The sequence below is a fragment of the Bacillus sp. FSL W8-0116 genome (assembly GCF_038003825.1).
In the GTDB taxonomy this organism is placed as follows: Bacteria; Bacillota; Bacilli; order Bacillales; family DSM-4216; genus Bacillus_O; species Bacillus_O smithii.
The window spans coordinates 1,809,205-1,830,058 of the sequence record NZ_JBBOPY010000001.1; the positions used below are offsets into that span (position 1 = coordinate 1,809,205).

General features: G+C 40.6%; 16 protein-coding genes, 4 tRNA genes and 1 pseudogene. 4 read left to right on the forward strand and 17 right to left on the reverse strand.

All coding sequences use genetic code 11. The annotated features are described in order from the left end of the window. Positions 1-738: 738 nt before the first annotated feature. Entirely contained in the window at positions 739-2,388 is a 1,650-nt protein-coding gene (locus N1I86_RS08520) for a lactate permease LctP family transporter (protein WP_341095924.1), read from the reverse strand. A gap of 487 nt (positions 2,389-2,875) precedes the next feature. Between N1I86_RS08520 and N1I86_RS08525 the strand changes: the two are divergent. After that, positions 2,876-3,103: pseudogene (locus N1I86_RS08525) on the forward strand (transposase); the annotation flags it as partial. Positions 3,104-3,651: 548 nt separating this feature from the next. On the opposite strand, the gene N1I86_RS08530 reads toward N1I86_RS08525, so the two are convergent. Together N1I86_RS08530 and N1I86_RS08535 are read right to left on the reverse strand one after the other, a co-directional pair. Beyond that, the gene (locus N1I86_RS08530; RefSeq protein WP_445662278.1) at positions 3,652-3,885 is read right to left on the reverse strand and encodes an ArsR/SmtB family transcription factor; all 234 of its coding nucleotides are present in this window, start codon (positions 3,883-3,885) and stop codon (positions 3,652-3,654) included. 58 nt (positions 3,886-3,943) lie between these two features. Next, on the reverse strand, positions 3,944-4,402 hold the full coding sequence (locus N1I86_RS08535; protein ID WP_341095925.1) for an SDR family NAD(P)-dependent oxidoreductase: 459 nt from the start codon (positions 4,400-4,402) through the stop codon (positions 3,944-3,946). A 74-nt stretch (positions 4,403-4,476) separates the two neighbouring features. Between N1I86_RS08535 and N1I86_RS08540 the strand changes: the two genes are divergently transcribed. The 3 genes from N1I86_RS08540 (at position 4,477) to ahpF (ending at position 8,147) form a co-directional block, all read left to right on the forward strand. Beyond that, complete coding sequence (locus tag N1I86_RS08540; RefSeq protein ID WP_341095220.1) at positions 4,477-5,643, forward strand: IS256 family transposase; 1,167 nt, start codon at positions 4,477-4,479, stop codon at positions 5,641-5,643. Between the two features lie 394 nt (positions 5,644-6,037). Continuing rightward, positions 6,038-6,601 carry an alkyl hydroperoxide reductase subunit C gene (gene ahpC, locus N1I86_RS08545; protein ID WP_003353463.1) on the forward strand — a complete coding sequence of 188 codons (564 nt, stop codon included), beginning with the start codon at positions 6,038-6,040 and terminating at the stop codon, positions 6,599-6,601. 16 nt (positions 6,602-6,617) lie between these two features. After that, positions 6,618-8,147, forward strand: a complete 1,530-nt coding sequence (gene ahpF, locus N1I86_RS08550) for an alkyl hydroperoxide reductase subunit F (RefSeq protein ID WP_003353461.1) — start codon at positions 6,618-6,620, stop codon at positions 8,145-8,147. Positions 8,148-8,511: 364 nt separating this feature from the next. Here the strand turns inward: ahpF and rlmH are convergent, their stop codons facing one another. The 14 genes from rlmH to dnaB form a co-directional block, all read right to left on the reverse strand. Next, positions 8,512-8,991 (reverse strand): 23S rRNA (pseudouridine(1915)-N(3))-methyltransferase RlmH, encoded by a 480-nt coding sequence (gene rlmH, locus N1I86_RS08555; RefSeq protein ID WP_341095930.1) that lies wholly within the window; start codon positions 8,989-8,991, stop codon positions 8,512-8,514. 83 nt (positions 8,992-9,074) lie between these two features. After that, on the reverse strand, positions 9,075-9,233 hold the full coding sequence (locus tag N1I86_RS08560; RefSeq protein ID WP_003353458.1) for a CxxH/CxxC protein: 159 nt from the start codon (positions 9,231-9,233) through the stop codon (positions 9,075-9,077). A 246-nt stretch (positions 9,234-9,479) separates the two neighbouring features. Continuing rightward, entirely contained in the window at positions 9,480-10,685 is a 1,206-nt protein-coding gene (locus N1I86_RS08565) for a S1C family serine protease (protein WP_341095933.1), read from the reverse strand. Positions 10,686-11,121: 436 nt separating this feature from the next. Further along, positions 11,122-11,916, reverse strand: coding sequence for an MBL fold metallo-hydrolase (locus N1I86_RS08570; RefSeq protein WP_341095935.1), 795 nt, complete (start codon positions 11,914-11,916; stop codon positions 11,122-11,124). 16 nt (positions 11,917-11,932) lie between these two features. After that, complete coding sequence (locus N1I86_RS08575) at positions 11,933-12,715, reverse strand: two-component system regulatory protein YycI (RefSeq protein WP_341095937.1); 783 nt, start codon at positions 12,713-12,715, stop codon at positions 11,933-11,935. Then, positions 12,702-14,033 (reverse strand): YycH family regulatory protein, encoded by a 1,332-nt coding sequence (locus tag N1I86_RS08580; protein WP_341095938.1) that lies wholly within the window; start codon positions 14,031-14,033, stop codon positions 12,702-12,704. Before N1I86_RS08580 ends, N1I86_RS08575 begins: the two co-directional genes overlap by 14 nt. Continuing rightward, positions 14,030-15,853 (reverse strand): cell wall metabolism sensor histidine kinase WalK, encoded by a 1,824-nt coding sequence (walK, locus tag N1I86_RS08585; protein ID WP_341095941.1) that lies wholly within the window; start codon positions 15,851-15,853, stop codon positions 14,030-14,032. Before walK ends, N1I86_RS08580 begins: the two co-directional genes overlap by 4 nt. 6 nt (positions 15,854-15,859) lie before the next feature. Continuing rightward, on the reverse strand, positions 15,860-16,570 hold the full coding sequence (gene yycF, locus N1I86_RS08590) for a response regulator YycF (protein WP_003353449.1): 711 nt from the start codon (positions 16,568-16,570) through the stop codon (positions 15,860-15,862). Positions 16,571-16,810: 240 nt separating this feature from the next. Beyond that, positions 16,811-16,883 (reverse strand) — tRNA-Phe (locus tag N1I86_RS08595). Positions 16,884-16,985: 102 nt separating this feature from the next. After that, positions 16,986-17,061, reverse strand: a tRNA-Asp gene (locus tag N1I86_RS08600). A 51-nt stretch (positions 17,062-17,112) separates the two neighbouring features. Next, a tRNA-Glu gene (locus tag N1I86_RS08605) sits at positions 17,113-17,184 on the reverse strand. Between the two features lie 4 nt (positions 17,185-17,188). Continuing rightward, positions 17,189-17,264: transfer RNA gene (locus tag N1I86_RS08610), tRNA-Lys, on the reverse strand. A 427-nt stretch (positions 17,265-17,691) separates the two neighbouring features. After that, the gene (locus N1I86_RS08615; protein WP_003353447.1) at positions 17,692-18,984 is read right to left on the reverse strand and encodes an adenylosuccinate synthase; all 1,293 of its coding nucleotides are present in this window, start codon (positions 18,982-18,984) and stop codon (positions 17,692-17,694) included. Positions 18,985-19,417: 433 nt separating this feature from the next. Then, positions 19,418-20,782: a replicative DNA helicase gene (gene dnaB, locus N1I86_RS08620; RefSeq protein WP_003353446.1), complete on the reverse strand. Its 1,365-nt coding sequence runs from the start codon at positions 20,780-20,782 to the stop codon at positions 19,418-19,420. Positions 20,783-20,854 lie beyond the last annotated feature (72 nt).

A 20,854-nucleotide genomic window follows, 5' to 3' on the forward strand; every position in this document is an offset into this window, starting at 1 on the left:
CAAAAGAATAACCGTTCATTATTGACAACAGATTGGATGTTGCCGGAAGCAGATGGAACCGATGCTGACCAGAAGCTCTCAAAGGAGCGACCTTATTTGTACTATGACGTCTGCTGACTTCTGACGGTTCAGCCATCCATCGCTAGATGGGTTACCAACTCAGTTGGCGTGTCCGTCAGACCTCCCTGGGTAAGAGTACAGTCTTTCTCTCCATCTATCTGCTCCATTTACTCTGTAACATCTTCGGCAGTATGGACTTTATCTTGTTTTGCAGACTCATCCAATGTTACCTAGCCTTCTATGAAGTTCGTGTTCCGAGAGACCCTAAGTTTGCCGCTCGCTTCCTTCGGATTCCGTGTCACCACGCACACCCTTGCGTTAAGCTAACCACTACTACTGCCTTCGTGGCTCAGGACTTTCACCCTATAGACTGCACCCATGCCAGGCGCACAAAAGAGCTGGATGATACGAGAATCATCCAGCTCTATTAACCATTCCGCTAGCGAACATTTCTAATCATCTCATTCGCTTATGATACGGTTTTCTGCAACGTATATAAATTTCTCGAATAAATATTCCTCAAATATTATTCATATAATCGCATATATCTTAATTGGATCAGTGTGAGGCTGTACCAAAAATATCACCTAAACATTCTTTTTTATATCACTATTCCTTGCCAACCTAATTTATTTTTTCTTTCATCATGATGATGTTGCTCTTTTCAAGTGTGAAAGATTAGAAAATAAACCAGCTAATGAAACCAATTAAAATCAGTAAAACTAAACTGTACTTTATTGTAAACTTGAACAATTCGTTGTCTTTTCCTACCAGTCCTACAGCCGCAGCAGCCACAGCGATAGACTGCGGAGAAATCATTTTCGCCATTGTTCCCCCCATGACGTTAACAGCAACCATTGTTTCTGGCGGAATTCCGATTTGTGTTGCCGTTACAGATTGAAGAGGAGCAAATAATGATCCACTATTCACGACTGAACCGGTTAAAAATACCCCTAACCAACCAAGAATGGGTGAAAATAGCGGGAAAATCTTTCTGCTAGAAGCAAAAGCAAGACCAAGCGTCGATGACATGCCTGAATACATACAAATATAGGCGAATGCCAGTACGCTGCAAATGGTTAATATAGGTGAAATGAGTTCCTTTCCTGTTTCGACAGCCGTTTCTTTTATCAACTTCCAATCGCAGTGTAATATCAGCAAAGTAAAAATGATCGCTAATACAATAGCTGTCGTTGTGGATGAGAATAAATCAAGTTTAAAAACAGCAGGATACGGGCTTTTTTCAGGCACCACCGGCGCATGCCGAATCACTAGGTTATTTAGCCCAGGAATCGGAAAAAGAAGAACAAGTTTATTCAACGGACCGCCCGCTTCAAACAATTTTTTTATGAAAGATAGATTAAACAACGTTACGAATACAGTTAATAATATGAATGGCAGCCAGGCAAATATAATTTTATTAACAGGATATGCTTCCTTTGCTTCTGTTGCTTCCGTCTCTTCTGTCGCTGTTTCCGAGGTGTTTTCAGAGCGTTTCACCTGATAGATTTCTTTTGGTTTCCATACTCTTAACAAAAGAATAAGTGCAAGTAAACTAACAATCGCAGAAAAAATATCTGCCAGTTCAGCTCCCAAGAAATACAATACGAAAGCCTGTGTAAGACTGAATGAGCCACCGCTTACCAGTATAGCAGGGAAAGTTTGGCGTATTCCTTTAAAGCCATCCACAATGAAGATAAGCAAAAAGGCAATCATAAAGCTCACCAAAGGCAGAACCAAAGCAGTGTATCTTGCAACAGAAAGGCCATTTAAACCGGTAAGCAGTGCAGGGATGGTTACCGGTATTCCCATTGCACCGTAAGCCCCGCCTGCAATATTGGCTATCAAGCAAAGTCCTGCGGCATAAAAAGGACGAAATCCAAGACCAACAAGAATCGCAGCAGTGATGGCTACGGGCGCTCCAAACCCTGCAGCTCCTTCCAAAAAGGCTCCAAATGAAAAAGCTACAAGCAACACTTGAATTCGCTGGTCTTCCGTTACAGATGAAATACTATTCTTGATAATCGTAAATTGTCCCGTTTTCACCGTTATTTTATATAAAAAGATAGCAGCTAATACAATGGATGCCACCGGCCATATCCCGGCAAGAACACCATATACAGCAGATGCGGCAACCATAGCAGCCGGCATTTTATAGACGAAAAGAGCCACAGCTCCTGCTGCCAGAACACTTAAGCCACCTGCGACATATCCTTTTAACTTAATGAAGACTAACATAACAATAAAAAGGATAATCGGAATGGCTGCTATAGCAGCTGACAACCAAATGTTGTTCAATGGATTGTATAATTGCTCCCATACACTCATGATCGTTCAACTCCTAATTAGTAATTCCGTTTTATTCTTGCCTTTTAAAATAAACTTAGTCTGAATATTATTGTGAAATATTTCACAATCAATTCTACAATGTTAATATACCATTACTTTGTGAAATATTTCGCATTTATTTGTGAATTTAATTTGAACTTTTTCTATTTGCAGAGTTATCATCTTCAGACTTAAATGTTGAAAGAGACGGGCCGAAAAAAAAAACAACAAAATTCCCTTTAAATCAAAAACCCTTACATATAAAGGAACTGACGTTTGACTAATGATATTAGCCATTATGGAAAATCTCAATCTAGTATGACAAGTATACTTGTATAATTTGATAATAGCCCTCAAAAAAATGAAAATGAAAAGATTCAATTTAATTGGAATGACCAAACATATTGAAAACTCAAGAATCAAGATTGGGCAACCAGTCCAATATCAATAAATTGATTCTTCTGAATGAAAACGGCATAAAAAAACATTAGAGGAAGCTGATCATCTTCGGCATACACAAGAGAATAAGAGCATTTATGCAAGACGGAAAGAAACCATTGAACGTGTTTTTGCTGATGCAAAGGAAAAGCATGGTATGCGTTGGACAACCTTAAGAGGTCTAAAAAAATTGTTCATGCAGGCGATGCTAACTTTTGCTGCAATGAATTTGAAAAAGATGGCCTGCTGGGCATGGAAAAGTCCAATAATGGCATAAAATAGAACCCTTAGAGGGGTCTAATCCCAACCTTTAAAGTATAAAAATGTCAAAAGGCATCCGAATACACACATTCGGATGCCTTTTGTCTACACTCTGGGATACCGTTTTTTGAAAAACGGTATCCTTCTCGTTTCATTGCTTCCATATTCATTTATTCTTTTATACAAAAAAACAACCTATTATAGAAAAAACTCATTTACTTATGATACGTTTCACCTTAACCCCTTAAACGACGAATTTTTAGACTCTTCATAAGGAAGAGCCTAACTTGTCTTTTCACAATGAAGTTATACTCATCAAAATTCTCCGGATTTCATTGTTGTACTGCTTCAACCAGTTGATCACATCACGACATACTTCTTCGCGATTAATCCCATTTAACATCTCATGTCTTCCATCTTGATAGAGTTTATAGCTGACGTTCTGAATACCAGTTTCTCGAAATTTAAGATGGGTGTGTTATTATAATTCAGGCTAAATCAGCTAAAGAATACACTCTCTTTCAACTAGATCTATCAGTTGTTTCAATTGCTGTACACGGTGATCTAATGAAAGCGAATAGTAACGCTATGTACCCTTTTCTTTTGTTCTATTTTCACGAGATGATTGTCGCACATGATTTTTAAATGATGGGAAATCGCCGGACAAGACAGATTCGAGTGCTCGGCAATTTCATTTACACTTAACGACTCTTGTTCAGCTAGTAAAAAAATAATATCTTGCCTTGCCGGATCACCTAAGGCGTTAAATAACGGTATACATGCCCTGAATACATCAATAGCTTATTGTGCCATAACTCGTTTATCCCTCTCCTTTCAAAACCAAGATCAGGAAAAATTACTTTTCTCCCACGACATACTTGGCGATTTTAGCGGCCAGACTTCTCGGCACGAATTTAGCCCCAAGTGCACCTGCCTTATTCAACACTCCGGTAACAATTACACGTTTCCCTCTCATCATTGCCTTATACCCTTTTTTAGCAACGATATCGGCGGCCATCGCCCGGCTGAACATTTTCGTATCCTCAACACTGGCAACGGAACCGAAATTGGTTTTCGTTGGACCAGGACAGAGGGTTGTAACCGTGACGGAGCTATCGGACAACTCTTCAACAAGTGCTTCTGAAAACGAGAGCACATAAGCTTTCGTCGCATAATATACACTCATCAATGGACCAGGCTGGAATTCCGCGGTGCTTGCTACATTTAAAGTTTTGCCACTGTCCCTTCGCTTCATTTGTTGCAGAAAATAATAGGTCAATTCAGTTGATGATGTATAAAATTTTGTGTCAAGCATTTAGTTAGACCAAAAGAAAAAGGTAGGGTATTCTCTGATTTGGCAAAAATCTTAGAGAAAGGAGTACCCTACCTATGTCTAAAAGTATATCGAATATAGATTGGATGAATCAACTGGAAAACGTTATTCGTGAGTTTGTAAAGGAAAAATTAGAGCTGATCATGAAGGAAGAAATCCAGACTTTCCTCGAAATGGAACAAGAGGGAACGTCGAATAGAAGAAACGGCTATTACCATCGAAACCTAGACACGCAGTATGGTCGTATCGAAGGACTTTCTGTTCCAAGAGACCGAAACGGGGAATTTCAAACGCAGCTGTTTGCCCCTTACCAACGCCATACGGGCTGGCTCGAGGAAGCCATCATCAGGATGTATCAAAGTGGCATGAGTACGCGTGAAATTGGCAAGTTTATTGAACGAATTTTAGGCAATGCCTATTCTCCTGCAACGATCAGCCGTATGACCGATGTAGTGAAGGAAGACATCGAGAAATGGCACCATCGTCCACTATCCAAACGTTATTCTGTCTTATATTTGGACGGCTTGTACGTGAAACTTCGCCGCGATACGGTAGAGAAAGAAGTCATTTATGTGGTGTTAGGAGTGAATGAAGAAGGGTATCGAGAAATTCTGGATTTCTTCGTGGGAGGACAAGAAAGCGCCTATGGATGGCGGGAGATTCTCCAACAGCTCTACAAAAGAGGCGTCAAGGAAGTGCTTCTGGGCGTATTCGATGGACTACCGGGGCTGGAGGAAGCCTTTAAGGCGGTGTATCCGAAAGCCGATGTGCAGCGCTGTGTCGTTCACAAAGTCCGCAACACCCTAAATCGTGTTCGGAAAAAAGATCAATTTGAAGTGGCAGAGGATCTCAAACTGATTTATCGCGCACCGAATAAGGAGATTGCGTTACAGATGTTTCAACAGTTTGAGTCGAAATGGTCGAACAAGTATCCGAGAGAAGTTCAATCTTGGGCCAATGAGTTGGATGTCCTCCTTACATTTATGGATTATCCAAGCAGTATTCGAAGTGTGATTTACACGACCAATGCCATTGAACGAACGATCAAAGAGATTCGGAAACGTCTAAAGCCGATGAACAGTTTGAGTAGTTTAGAAGCCGCTGAAAAAGTCGTGTATTTGACCATCCAAGATTTTAATGAGAAATGGGCAGGACGAAAATTACGAGGATTTGCTGAAGCCTATGAAACCCTTCAACAAATGTTTGAAAAACGTTATAACTAACCAAATATTGTAAACGAACAAAATAAAGGGATTCTCCCTTTCCACACAGGAGACTGAATATTCAGTCTCCTGTGTGGAGGAAATCGAACCCCTATCCATTCCAAATCCATTTCAGAGATACCCTATCTATCTTACATAACACAAAATTCTTGACGGTACCATTCAGTTAGGGCAGCTATGTTTAATTGAATCATATCTAATTGTTTCTGGATATCCAGCTCATCAAACTTACCCAATAGTAAATAAATCGATATAAAGTTAACACAAATTAATTTTCTTTTTCAATAACTTCTATTAAAAAATCTTTTCTCTTTACAAAAATGAAATATTATATAATAATAAATTTGTAATTATAATAATTTTAATTTACTGTCATAAAGGAGGAATATTTACTATGTCACTAATTGGAACTAAAGTAAAACCATTCAAAGCAAAAGCTTATAAAAATGGTGAGTTTATTGATGTTACAGATGAAAGCCTATTAGGTCAATGGAGTGTATTTTGCTTTTATCCTGCGGACTTTTCATTTGTGTGCCCAACAGAACTTGAAGATCTTCAAAATCATTACGAGGAACTAAAGAAACTTGGTGTTGAAGTGTACTCCATCTCAACGGATACTCACTATACACACAAAGGGTGGCACGATAGCTCAGAAACAATTGGAAAAATTCAGTACGCAATGATTGGTGACCCTTCACAAACTATCTCTCGCAACTTTGAGGTACTAAACGAAAAAGAAGGTCTTGCTGATCGTGGTACTTTTATCATCGATCCGGATGGAGTTATTCAAGCTGTTGAAATTAACGCAGATGGCATCGGTCGTGATGCAAGTACTCTTATTAATAAAATTAAGGCTGCACAATATGTGCGCAATAATCCGGGTGAAGTTTGCCCTGCAAAATGGCAGGAAGGAGCAGAAACCCTTAAACCAAGCATAGATCTTGTAGGAAAAATTTAAGGAGTTCGATTGAGAAATGGTCCTTGAAGCAGATATTAAAGCACAGTTAAACCAGTACCTTCAACTTATGGAAGACGATATCGTGATTAAAGTAAGTGCAGGTTCTAATGACGTATCGAAGGATATGCTAGCTCTTGTCAATGAGCTAGCTTCCATGTCATCTAAAATTACGATCGAGAAAACTCAATTAACGAGAACACCGAGCTTTAGTGTGAACCGTTTAGGCGAAGACACAGGTGTCATTTTTGCTGGTGTTCCTTTAGGCCACGAATTTACGTCGTTAGTGCTAGCTTTACTACAAGTTAGTGGGAGACCACCAAAAATCGATCAAAGTCTCATTGATAAAATCAAAAACATTAAAGGCGAATATCACTTTGAAACCTTCGTTAGCCTAAGTTGTCACAACTGTCCAGATGTCGTTCAAGCACTAAACATTATGAGTATTCTCAATCCTGGTATTACCCACACAATGATCGATGGAGCAGCCTTCAAAGAAGAGGCTGAAAGCAAAAACGTGATGGCAGTTCCATCTGTATTCTTAAACGGTGAGTTCTTTAGTGGTGGTCGTATGACTCTTGAAGAAATCCTTTCCAAGTTAGGCAATGGTCCAAGTACAGAAGAACTGTCGACTAAAGAACCATATGATGTGCTTGTCATTGGAGGCGGCCCAGCCGGAGCGAGTGCAGCCATCTATGCAGCACGTAAGGGAATTCGTACAGGTATTGTTGCTGAACGTTTTGGCGGACAGGTCCTTGACACAATGAGCATTGAAAATTTTATCAGTGTCAAACATACTGAGGGGCCTAAGCTCGTTGCAGGTCTTGAAGAGCATGTGAAAGAGTATGATGTTGATGTGATGAATTTACAGCGTGCTATTCGCTTAGAAAAGAATGACCTTTTCGAAGTTGAACTTGAAAATGGTGCAATTCTAAAGAGTAAAAGTGTTATCATTGCAACAGGGGCTCGTTGGCGCAATCTTGGTGTGCCTGGTGAACAAGAATTTAAAAACAAAGGTGTAGCCTATTGTCCTCATTGTGACGGTCCATTGTTCGAAGGTAAACATGTAGCAGTTATTGGTGGAGGCAATTCTGGTGTTGAGGCAGCGATTGATCTCGCAGGTATTGTGAAGCATGTAACACTACTAGAGTTTATGCCAGAACTAAAAGCTGATGACGTATTACAAAAACGCCTATATAGCCTCCCAAATGTAACAGTCTTAAAGAACGTTCAAACAAAAGAAATTACCGGTATAGACAATGTCAACGGTATTACCTACGTTGAGCGTGACACAGGGGTAGAGAAACACATCGAATTACAAGGTGTATTTGTGCAAATCGGACTTGTACCAAATACTGATTGGTTAGAAGGAACGGTTGAACGTACACGCTTTGGTGAAATTATTGTAGATAAGCATGGAGCTACAAATATCCCTGGAGTCTTTGCTGCTGGAGATTGTACAAATAACCCGTACAAACAGATCATTATTTCAATGGGTTCAGGAGCTAATGCAGCTTTAGGAGCATTCGATTACCTTATCAGAAATTAAGATGGTCGGGACACAACACCATTTTAAAACGCCAAAGAATCATTATTTCTTTGGCGTTTTTTCAATTCACGCTTTTAAAATTTTCCTGTTTGCAAGAAATGGATGTTCTTAAGATTTTTATTAATGATCTTTCTAATTTTCATTCTTAGTAATAGATTTCTTGACCGATATTGAATAAGCAACCATTATCACGACGAATTCCGAATACTATTTATATATGAATAATTATTGAAGTAACAAGGAGCTTTAGTTGAATAAGCAGAGAACTTTTATTGCTCCGAAGTTCCCAAATAAATATAACCCTATCCAATAACCTTTTCCATTTCTCCTTATTTACAGTTACCTATATACTTTGGATTTACCACTATTTATGGTACGGTTCACCTCTCATAATCCGAAACGCTCGATACACTTGTTCGAGTAAAATGAGGCGCATGAGCTGATGAGGGAAGGTCATTTTAGAAAAGGAGATGGTTTCGTCGGCTCTTTTTAGCACTTGGCTACTTAATCCAAGAGAGCCTCCGATGATAAAAGCAATTTTGCTTTTACCGTATGTAGCGAGCTGATCGATGTGGGCAGAAAATTGTTCCGATGTGTACATTTTCCCCTCGATGGCAAGAGCGATGACATGAGTGTCCGGATGAAGTTTTGCCAAGATGCGTTCGCCTTCTTTTTGTTTGACTTGCTCCATTTCCGATTCACTTAATGTTTCCGGAGCTTTCTCGTCCGCTACTTCGATGATTTCCACTTTTGCATAAGCGGACAGCCGTTTTAAATATTCTTCGATTCCTTGTTTTAAATACTTTTCCTTTAATTTACCGACCGTGACAATTGAGATATTCACACTTTCTCCTCACTTTACAAACAAGTTATTCACAGCACTTATCCACATATCCACATTTTTTATCCACATATTGTAGGGGAATATTAGTTTGCCACAACATATATCGCCCGGTTTTGACAATATTCACAGGTTGTTGACAATTGTTGCTCCTCCGGCAGTTTCTCCATGTTCGGAGCCGTTCCATGCTCGTCAATGGCAATTTCTAATGCCAATTCCACATGTTCTTCACAACAATAAATCATTTGAATCCCCTCCTCTAAAAATGCTTTTTGTCCATAGTTTAAACCATTGCCGGCGTGTCCAAAAACCTTTTTCGACAGGCCTTTCACTTCAACAAACGAAAAAAAGAATGAGCGTCCTATCGAATAAAAGCTGTGCGAAACAATAGTATCCCCCTTCTAATAACCCGATCAAAACTCATGAAGTGCCGGAAAGTCCATTATCAGTAAAAAAGAGCGGAAATGGATTTCGCCCCTTTGCTTCAGAATTTAGAAGGAATTCTCACTTGTTAATTTTACAGTTGTCGTTTTCAGTTTTCCTTCCCGATAAAATTTGACTGTGATGGTGTCTCCCGTTTTCTTATTGTTATACAGGTATTTGCGTAGTCCGAGAATGTCATGGATCTTTTGATCATCCAGCTGAACAATGACATCTAATTCCTTTAATCCAGCTTTATCTGCCGGTGAATTAGGCAAGACTTGTTCGATCATGACGCCATCTTTCACATTGCTCGGCAATTTCAATGTTTCTTGTTGATGGTAGGCGGAAATTTCGTTTACATTCCTTAAGGTTACACCCATTGCCGGACGTTGTATTTTCCCGTACTTTTCAAGGGAGCTTATAATTGGCTCAGCGTAATTGATTGGAATGGAAAATCCGATGCCTTCCACTGCTTCTTGGGAAATTTTCATCGAATTGATTCCCACCACTTGACCAGCTAGATTGATCAAAGCGCCGCCGCTGTTTCCTGGGTTGATGGCTGCATCCGTTTGAATAACTTCTGCTTGCCAATCTTCTACGCCGTCTTGATCGATATCGACCGGAACGGTTCGTTCAAGCCCAGACACAATTCCTTCGGTAACAGAACCGGAAAATTCCAGTCCAAGCGGGTTTCCGATAGCGATAACCGGTTCTCCTTGTTTTAAAGCACTGGAATCGCCAAATTCCGCCACTTTCTTCACGTGCGAACCGTCAATTTCAAGAACGGCCAAATCCGTCCATATATCCCCACCGCGGACTTTGGCTGGAACTTTTGTGCCGTCTGCCAGGGTGACTTCCAATTTTTCAGCCCCTTCAATGACGTGATAGTTGGTGACGATAAAAGCACGGTTTCCCACTTTTTTATAAATCACACCTGAACCAGATCCAGCTTCTTCTGATTTCGTTTCTCCTGTATCCCAAAAGCTGGTTGATTGAATGTTGCTAATTCCAACAACGGCATCCTTTGCCTTGCTGACCGCTTTCGTCACATCCGTTGTCACATTCACCGATACTTTTTTATGACGGACTGTTTGATTCGTTTCGGTATTGTCTGTACCCGTGCCACTGTTCAAAATAGATTGATCCGTTAATCTCGGCAGCGCTATAAGGACCAAGAGCGCTCCCACAATAAGCCCAGCTAGGCTGGCTAAAAAATAGCCTCCTTTTCCTCGGCCTGTCTTTTTTTGAGCCGGGTCCTCATCGTAAAAGCCCATTGCCTATCATCCTTTCTCTTATCGCTTTCACCTGTTAGTTTATTCTTCCTTTTTTCCTATAAGAATAACCCCTCATAGTGAAAAAAGGATGAAAACATCCGCTTTTATTTTAAACAATATCGGAATATTCACAAAGCGATTTGCCTTTCCCATCCCAAAAATAGGACGGGTCGTTATGTATTAGGCTCTAGCTGTCGAAAAAGGCAACGGAATCTTTGCGGCTTATGATATGCTCATAAGCTGATCCAGATCTATTTCTTGACCAGGAATCTATAAAGAAGCCGTTCACACTAGGCAATAAGCTTGCTTCTCGAAGCACCGTTTCAATGAAAAAGTTCTTTGCCGACAGAACCCTATCATCGGTTATAAAGAAAAATGTACAAAACAAGGAAGTGAAAAAGAATCTAATACATCTGGCGCTATGAAAAGTGTTGCTTTATACTGCCGTCAAAGTCGTCGGGATTTTAGGATCGGTATCCATCAGCCTCACTTGCTCTCCAACAACGATCCCGCGCTGTTCCAGTGTTTGAGAAACGCTCATTCTTGCCAGTTCTTTCATGTTATTGTCTTGACTGAGGTGAGCAAGATAGATTTGTTTTGTCCGATCGCCGATGACTTCACTCATAGCCAAAGCGGCGTCTTCGTTGGATACGTGTCCCACATCGCTCAAAATTCTCCGTTTAATGTTCCAAGGATATTTCCCCATCCGCAGCATTTCCACATCATGATTGCTTTCAAAAACAAACACATCGGCATTCCGGATCGTTCCTTTCATGCGGTCGCTTACATATCCGGTATCGGTAATTAAAGCTAGTTTTTTTCCTTCATGATGGAAAATATAAAACATCGGCTCCGCTGCGTCGTGGGATACCCCAAAAGACTCAATGTCGCAGTCTCCGAATGTCTGAACCGATTCCATTTCAAACACAAATTTTTGGTCAGTAGGGATTTCTCCGACCAGCCCTTCCAACGCTCTCCATGTTTTTTCATTCGCATAAATCGGAAGCTGGTATTTGCGGGCCAGCACTCCCAAGCCTTTAATATGGTCGCTGTGTTCATGCGTGACCAAAATACCGGTCAAATCGCGAATATTGCGGCCTATTTTCGAAAATAATCCTTCCATTTGCTTTCCGCTTAAACCTGCATCGACTAAAAACGAATGCTTATCTGTTTCTACGTAAATGGCATTTCCAGTGCTTCCGCTGGCAAGTACACTAAATTGAATGGCCATGGTATCCTCTCCCAATTCATTCTTTATCTGTTTGCTGAATAGAGCCATCAAAAGCGTTGACAAATAGATGGTTCACTTTTCCTCTATGTTCGATGGCAAAATGCCAAGTAGGGGAAAGAACTTGAGACTCCGTTAGCTGAACCAACGTATAATAGCCGAGTTCGGCTTTTTTAATCGTACTGTTCGGCTTCAGCATTCCATTTTTATATAAATTATTGACTGCTTGCGTTGCCGGAAGGACGCTTTCTTTATTATTTTCTTCGATTTCTTCCAGCATGGTCTGTTCATAAGAATCAATTTCATTGTTGTCATTTACTTCAAACAATATCTGCCCGCTGCCGTTTTTAAAAAGCTTATTTCCTTTGAATACTTGAGAAAAAATGATTTGGTTTTGATCCTTGTCGTAACCCCAATATTCATAATGATCTCCATACAACACTTCTTCTTTTACAAACTTCTTTAGATTTTCCTTCCAATCTTTATCTAAAGGAATCGATTTATCCAAATGGGAAACGATCATCGTTTGATCGCTCGTCAACGCTGCTTTTTGTTTATTCAATCCGGCTACTTCTTTTTTGGTAAATGTTTTGGCTTTGGCAGTAATCAGAGGGGGTTTCCCCACCTCGCCCGGCAGCTTATCGTATTTAATATCATCGTTTTTTAGTTTGTCTTGAATAGACGATTCTTCGATAATATCAAATTGGCTGGCCGAATGTTTGTTCAAAAAAACCGTCAGCAAAAAAATATCGAGTATGAAAAAAACAAAAATAAAAATGGTTTTCGTTTTACTCCAATCCACTTTGATTCCCTCCTCCCGAATTTTTATTCGTGAGCGGGAACCATGACTCGCCGTACTTATAGTACCAAGCCGGCTCCAAGATCAATATTTTAGGGGTTTTTGGACTATGGATTAATTGGTAGCCAATTTCCATATCCTCCAGTAAATCCGGATTAAAATCCGGCTGTTTGGAAAGAAAATCCAACGCCTCCTGAGCAGACGGCAACGTGATTTCCACAGTTTCCGATGGCAGTGAAATATTAAGAGTAAAGTAAGGGCGCTCATATTTATAAATTTTCTCTTTTCCCCAATATTGCTGAATTTCCGCCATTCCATTTTCATTAAAAACGGGATACCCATTCACGAAAAGCCGATACACAATCTTTGACTCCTTCAAGTCGCTGTCAAAATAGCGATATTTATCTGTCCAGCCGCCATGTTCATTCACAAATTGAATGCTTTTCCCTATTAAATCATTCAGATCGGATATATGGCCCAGTTCCGCTTCCTGGGCAGGGTTGACATAAAACATCATATTATTGGTGTAATTGACCCTCATCAAACTCGAACCATCCGTATATTCTTCCCCTTCGGAATTGACATTCTTTTTCACAAAATGGGGATCGCTAAAGAGGGCATCTTTAAATTTTTCGGTTTCTATAAAATCGGGAATATATTTATAACGAATCATCGTTGTTTTTTCTTTCGGCAAGTAAACGGTGCCGGTTTTAAACTTATAGGCGCTGTATTCCTTCTTGTCATTGACTTTGGTTAGATAAATTTTTTTCCATTCTTTCAGTTGACTGGAAGCGATTGTGGTTTTATAAACAGCTTTGTTATGAACAGATACGAAATAGACCGTTGCCTCACTTCCAGCCGTGTTCATATCGTTCAAAATAATATGATCAAAAGTGCCGTTGGGCAATTTCTTATCTTCAAAGTGCAGTACATTTTGATACATTTTGAGCGGAACTTGTGCCGAATATTCAATATCCACTCGGCCGTTTCCATTGACCAGCCTTTGCAGTTCCTTCTGGTTGAAATAGCGAGATACATTGCGGAAATCATAAAATTTCCACTTCATCAATTCCTTCATCATGGTATCGATATCTCGCTCATTCACAGTGCCGTAATGTGCACCCTCTTTATGGAAGATGATCTTGACAGGTTTAATTAAACTGGAAGCATCGCGATTTTCGCTGATCTCCACTTCATATAAATAGTGATTGTTAATCGTCTCATAATCCGGCTGATACGTCCATATGTTCCACGTTAAAATCGCGCTGGCAACCACCAACACTGCTAAAATGACGGATTTGATGTTTTCATACTTCTTCATGACCAATCTTCCTCTTCTGATGGTTCATATGGCAACGTCAAATAAATAGTCGTACCTTTTCCTTCCACACTGGTCGCCCAAATTTTTCCGCCATGAGCAGTGATCAACTGTTTAGCGATTGCCAGTCCCAGTCCTGTTCCTCCCATTTTACGAGAACGTGCTTTATCCACCCGGTAAAAACGCTCAAAAATCTTATCCAAGTTCTTTTTCGGTATACCCATTCCTTGGTCTTTAATGCTGACCTCAATATAATGATTCTTTTCTTCCGCCTTGAAAGTAATTTGACCGCCTTCCGGAGAATATTTCAAGGCGTTGGAAATAATGTTGTCCAGCACTTGAGTCAATTTGTCCGGATCAAACTCGACATATAACGGATAGTTTGGAAGTTTTCTTTCAAAAACGACATGCTGCTCTTTCGTCATTTCAAAACGATCAATAATTCTATGGAAAAACTTCACAAAATCTAGTTCTTCTTTTTCCAGTTTAAAATCGGTATTGTCCATTTTTGAAAGCTGAAGAAGATCATTAACAAGCCGAATCATTCGTTCTGTTTCATTTTGCGCGACTTCTAAAAAACGCGGTGCAATTTCCGGATCTTTCCACGCTCCATCTGCCAGCGCTTCTAAATAGCTTCGCATGGTGGTTAATGGAGTTCTCAATTCATGAGACACATTGGCGACAAACTCTTTACGTTCCATTTCGATTTCTTCTTGTTCTGTAATATCATGCAGAACGACAATCAGTCCGTTTAAAAACCCGGTTTCTTTTTGTAAAATCGAAAAATTGGCTCTTAAAATATAAGGACGATCTTTCGTGCTGAAATCGAGATTAATGGAATCTTTCATATTCAGTAAGTCCTCGAATTCATATTGGCCCTCTAAATGAAGCAGAGTGACAATCGATTCGGACATTATTGTTTCACGTGAAACATTCAACATTTCAGTAGCCGGCTTGTTGATTAAAATAACGCGCCCTCTTCTGTCGGTCGCAATGACACCGTCTGTCATATAAGATAATACGGAAGATAATTTTCTTCTCTCGCTTTCAGTGGAAGCTTGGGCTTCTTGCAAACGTTTTGTCATATTATTAAACGTTATCGCCAGCTGACCGATTTCATCATTGCCATATACTTTTACTTTTCTCGAAAAATTCCCTTTTCCCATTGCAAGGGCCTGCCGCCTCATTTCAGTAATCGGTTTTGTAATCGTATTGGCAATCAAAATACCGAGAAAAGCAGTTATCAATAAAGCGATGATGGTTCCTGATATAAAGATTTGTTTAATTTCATTCATTTGTTTAAAGACATTTTCAATTTTGGCAACCAGATAGACGGCCCCGATTACCTCTTTATTGGAGACAATGGGGGAAGTATACACCCAAATGCGGTTGTGGGTCTGCTGATCCAAATATATCTTGTCTTCTTCCGAACCGACAGCAAGCGTTCTCTTGACCGCCAGCTCTGTTGTTCTTTGTCCGACAATTCCTTGGTTGTTAGGATCAGAAGTCCCGATAATCCGATTGTGGTTATCAATCACTCGCACTTCTGACACGTCAGAAGCTGCAAAATCCCCCAAAATTTTGCGAATGTCTTTTTCTAATATCGCCGAATTTTCATTCCGGTCTTTGAGCATTTCTTCGCGCAAATTATACTCTAGTAAGTCGACTCGTTCCTTCAATGAGTTTTTAAAATTGGTGACAAGTTTTGTTTCCAGTTCACGGGCAAAATAAACGCCGATCACCTGCGTGGCAAACAAAATCAAGAGGACATAGATCACAACAAATTTGACCCGGATTGAGCGAAAAAAACCAACTTTTTTCATCGAATTCTACTCCTGATCCGGAGTACGCAAATAATAACCTACTCCACGACGTGTGACAATCCATGTCGGGTGGCTTGGATTATCTTCAATTTTTTCACGCAAGCGTCGGATGGTGACGTCTACTGTCCGAACATCCCCGTAATAATCGTATCCCCAAACTGTTTGAAGCAAATGCTCTCGGGTCATAACTTGGCCGATATGTTTTGCCAAATAATGGAGCAGTTCAAACTCGCGATGCGTCAATTCAATGGTTTCTCCACGTTTTGAAACAACATATGCATCAGGATGAATGACTAATGGTCCAATCGTAATCTCACTGTTATTCTCTTCTTCATTTGATTGTGTCGACACATTTTGATGGCGACGCAGATTTGCTTTTACACGAGCTAATAATTCCCGTGTACTGAATGGTTTTGTCACATAGTCGTCGGCTCCCAATTCCAAACCGAGAACTTTGTCAATCTCAGAATCCTTTGCCGTCAACATGATTATCGGCATTTCGTATTTTTTCCGCACTTCCCGGCAAACTTCTATGCCGTCTCTTCCCGGAAGCATAATATCAAGCAATATCATATCTGGTTGGATATCCTCCACCATTTGCATGGCTGTTTCCCCATCATAAGCACAATGTACTTCATAACCTTCTTTTTTTAAATTAAACTCCAATATATCTGCAATCGGTTTTTCATCGTCTACAACAAGAATTTTCTTTTGCATACTTACTCTCCTCTTTTATTGAGAATCCTACAATTTATATATTATCAAATCATTTCAATGTAAAATAGAACAGGTCTTTTATTACTTTAACACTTTCTTGATACCTTTTCATCCGACCTGTTGATGGAAAAATCAACACTATTCGTCATTTCTGAATTTGAATGTTGTCAAATGGACATCGGCGGTATATGAAAAAAGAAGCACTGCGAGAGCAATATGTCATCGCAATGCTTCTTTGAGTGGCTTGGGACGGAATCGAACCGCCGACACAAGGATTTTCAGTCCTTTGCTCTACCGACTGAGCTACCAAGCCGCAATAAAAAATTTGATCTGCTTATTCATTCGTCCATGCATTCATTCAACGATTGCCGCGCCAAATTTTGACGAAACAAAGCAAAAGTTCAATTTTTGAAAATGGCGGTCCCGACGGGAATCGAACCCGCGATCTCCTGCGTGACAGGCAGGCGTGATAACCGCTACACTACGGGACCAATATTCATCATGAAAGGAAGTTGGCAGCAAGAAGCTTTTCTTCTGGCAAGTGACCCGTACGGGATTCGAACCCGTGTTACCGCCGTGAAAGGGCGGTGTCTTAACCACTTGACCAACGGGCCGAAATGGTGAGCCATGGAGGATTCGAACCTCCGACCCTCTGATTAAAAGTCAGATGCTCTACCGACTGAGCTAATGGCTCTTTATTAAATGTGAATGCTTCTTATGTATAAAGAAGTTTGGACAAAGAAACCTAATCATTACGGCTAGAACCGCTTGTCCTGTCTTTTCATCAATGAACAGCTCAAGCTGCCAACATCCTTTTGCCGCCCGCTCTCGAATGACTAATTTCAATAGGTGTTTGTACTGTGTATCTGAAATCGCACCGGGAGCATGATCTTTCAAGATATGATTAGCGGCGACGTTGTTAATAATAACACAACATTTGATATTTAGACAACACCTTTTTAAAAGATTTGTCGAAAAAAAGAATGGGATGTAAAAAAAAGCTGACCTCATCTAAAGTTTGAACTCCTCCTTCACAATATACTCGATAATCTGCTTTGATCATCTCCATATATCGTAAACTTCGGAGGAGTCCAATCTTTTAGAAGTCAGCCTATTTTTGTTTAATTTTGCGACCAGACGCTGCGCACCACATTTGTTTGCGAACGATCTGGACCGACCGAAAAGAGGGAAAGAGGAATACCGGTCAACTGCGAAATGCGTTCCACATAATGACGAGCATTTTCCGGAAGTTCATCCAACGTTTTACAACCGGTAATATCTTCTGTCCATCCTGGCAATTCTTCATAAACCGGTTCGCATTCTGACAGCACGCGCAAATTGGCAGGATAATGGCTCAATATTTGGTCTTTATACCGATAAGCAGTGCAAATTTTTACCGTCTTTAACCCTGTCAGCACATCGATCGAATTCAGTGATAAATCCGTTATGCCGCTGACACGGCGAGCATGACGTACCACTACGCTATCAAACCAGCCGACACGACGCGGACGGCCGGTTGTGGTTCCATACTCGCGGCCAACTTCACGAATATGGTCGCCTATTTCATCATGCAGTTCTGTTGGAAAAGGACCGTCTCCAACACGGGATGTATAGGCTTTGCACACACCGACAACATGATTGATTTTAGTCGGACCTACGCCAGATCCAATAGTCACACCGCCAGCAACCGGGTTAGAAGATGTCACAAACGGATATGTACCTTGGTCGATATCGAGCATGACTCCTTGAGCCCCTTCAAAAAGCACACGGCGTCCTTCATCAATCGCATCGTTTAATACTACGGACGTATCACACACATACTTTTTGATCTGCTGTCCGTATTCGTAATACTCATCTAAAATGTCTTCCAATTTAAAGCCTTCTGTTTCATAAAAACGTTCCAATAGACGATTTTTTTCTTTCAAATTGTGGGCAAGCTTTTCTTCAAATATTTCTCTATCCAGCAAATCCGCAATGCGAATGCCGACTCGCGCCGCCTTATCCATGTAAGCAGGACCAATTCCTTTTTTCGTCGTACCGATTTTGTTGGCTCCTTTGCGCTCTTCTTCTACTTCATCCAGCTTCAAATGATAAGGAAGGATCACATGAGCCCGGTCGCTAATACGCAAGTTTTCTGTGGATACACCGTGGTCTCGCAAGTAATTGAGCTCTTCAACAAGCGCTTTTGGATCAATCACCACACCGTTTCCAATCACGCATATTTTTTCTTTATAAAAAATCCCTGAGGGAATTAAATGAAGTTTATATGTCACTCCATTCACACGGACTGTATGGCCGGCATTATTGCCTCCTTGGTAGCGAGCAACCACTTCAGCATGCTCGGACAAAAAGTCCGTTATTTTTCCTTTTCCTTCGTCCCCCCACTGGGTTCCAACCACAACTACTGATGACATTCTCCGCACCTCCGCAAGGTCCTTTTATCGTTTCTATTGTTTAAACCGGCAGAAAACTCAAAAGTCATGTTTGAGATCCCGGTCTGAACAACTTCCATGTTCAAGATACCACCATCACTTGGAAGATGAACTTTTAGTTTTGGCACCTTTTTTATTTTACCAATATCTTCTCTTGTTAGTCAATTCAAAATCCGAACATTTATTTTTATATAAATTGTTTTCGTTCGTAAAAATCATTTTCACGAGCAGAAAAATTCCGTGATGACAATAGAGAGCAAGCGAAAAGGCCCCATTTGGCTAATTTCGTTTTATTCCTTCAATACCTAATGATTCACAAATAATACTTTTTTTCTAAAACCCAAAATAAATCTCAATATTAGAGTATTTAACTGCATAAAAAAAGAGAGGCATTTTTTCAGAAGATATGCCTCTCTTATGCTCCCGGCGGAATGGAAGCTTCATCATACCGCCGTTCCAAATTGACAAATTTATTGTATTCTTTTATAAAAGCCAGTTGAACAGTGCCGACAGGACCGTTTCTTTGCTTTGCAATGATGATTTCAATAATGTTCTTATTCTCAGATTCTTTATCATAATAATCATCCCGATACAAAAAAGCTACAATATCGGCATCTTGCTCTATAGCTCCCGATTCACGGATATCCGACATCATCGGCCGTTTATCCTGGCGCTGTTCCACTCCACGAGACAGCTGAGATAAAGCAATGACAGGGACTTCCAATTCTCTTGCCAACGCTTTTAACGAGCGGGAGATTTCCGACACTTCCTGCTGGCGGTTTTCTCCAGAGCGTCCGCTGCCTTGAATCAGCTGCAAATAATCAATGACGATCATGCCAAGCCCATGTTCTTGTTTTAAACGGCGGCACTTGGCCCTAATTTCGTTGATGCGAATGCCCGGTGTATCGTCTATAAAAATGCCGGCATTGGACAAGCTTCCCATTGCCATCGTTAATTTTCGCCAATCTTCTTCCGTCAATGTCCCTGTCCGCAAGTTTTGGGCATTGATATTCCCTTCCGCACACAACATCCGCATGACGAGCTGCTCAGCCCCCATTTCCAAACTGAAAATGGCTACATTTTCATCGGTCTTTGTAGCGACGTTTTGGGCAATATTGAGTGCAAAAGCCGTTTTCCCGACAGATGGACGGGCGGCGACAATAATTAAATCGCTGCGCTGGAATCCCGCGGTCATCCGATCCAATTCAGCGAATCCAGTCGGAATTCCGGTTACATCGCCTTTGCGATTATGAAGCATCTCAATATTGTCATACGTCCGGACGAGTACGTCTTTTATATTGTGAAACCCAGAAGTATTTTTTCTCTGGGCAACTTCCATAATTCTTTTTTCCGCATCGTTTAACAGATCGTCAACATCGTCTTCTCGTGTGTAGCCTTCTTGGGCAATCTCTGTCGCTGTTCGAATTAACCTTCTCAACAACGATTTTTCTTCAACAATTTTAGCGTAATATTCAATATTGGCGGCTGTCGGTACGCTTCCGGCAAGTTCAGTCAAATACGCTACCCCGCCGACATCCTCCAAATTGTTGGAAGCAGCCAATTCTTCTGTAACGGTAATCACATCCACCGCTTTTCCTTCATCACTTAATTTCAGCATCACACTAAAAATTTTTTGGTTGGCGCTTCGGTAAAAATCAGTAGGACTTAAAATCTCCGACGCGGTGATCAAAGCAGAAGGTTCTAAAAAAATAGCCCCTAAAACGGCTTGTTCCGCTTCTATATTTTGCGGGGGAATTCTATCCATCAATAGATCACTCATCATAACCACTCCCAAATGGTTAGAAGGTATTCAGAGTCCCTCATGAAAAGAAGGCCGACTCACAGAGTTCGC

Bases quoted from the DNA above. Each gene is read 5' to 3' on its own strand.
- N1I86_RS08520 (WP_341095924.1), bottom strand. From the start codon at position 2,388: ATGAGTGTATGGGAGCAATTATACAATCCATTGAACAACATTTGGTTG.
- N1I86_RS08535 (WP_341095925.1), bottom strand. From the start codon at position 4,402: ATGCTTGACACAAAATTTTATACATCATCAACTGAATTGACCTATTAT.
- N1I86_RS08540 (WP_341095220.1), top strand. From the start codon at position 4,477: ATGTCTAAAAGTATATCGAATATAGATTGGATGAATCAACTGGAAAAC.
- ahpC (WP_003353463.1), top strand. From the start codon at position 6,038: ATGTCACTAATTGGAACTAAAGTAAAACCATTCAAAGCAAAAGCTTAT.
- ahpF (WP_003353461.1), top strand. From the start codon at position 6,618: ATGGTCCTTGAAGCAGATATTAAAGCACAGTTAAACCAGTACCTTCAA.
- N1I86_RS08560 (WP_003353458.1), bottom strand. From the start codon at position 9,233: ATGATTTATTGTTGTGAAGAACATGTGGAATTGGCATTAGAAATTGCC.
- N1I86_RS08565 (WP_341095933.1), bottom strand. From the start codon at position 10,685: ATGGGCTTTTACGATGAGGACCCGGCTCAAAAAAAGACAGGCCGAGGA.
- N1I86_RS08570 (WP_341095935.1), bottom strand. From the start codon at position 11,916: ATGGCCATTCAATTTAGTGTACTTGCCAGCGGAAGCACTGGAAATGCC.
- N1I86_RS08580 (WP_341095938.1), bottom strand. From the start codon at position 14,033: ATGAAGAAGTATGAAAACATCAAATCCGTCATTTTAGCAGTGTTGGTG.
- walK (WP_341095941.1), bottom strand. From the start codon at position 15,853: ATGAAAAAAGTTGGTTTTTTTCGCTCAATCCGGGTCAAATTTGTTGTG.
- yycF (WP_003353449.1), bottom strand. From the start codon at position 16,570: ATGCAAAAGAAAATTCTTGTTGTAGACGATGAAAAACCGATTGCAGAT.
- N1I86_RS08615 (WP_003353447.1), bottom strand. From the start codon at position 18,984: ATGTCATCAGTAGTTGTGGTTGGAACCCAGTGGGGGGACGAAGGAAAA.
- dnaB (WP_003353446.1), bottom strand. From the start codon at position 20,782: ATGAGTGATCTATTGATGGATAGAATTCCCCCGCAAAATATAGAAGCG.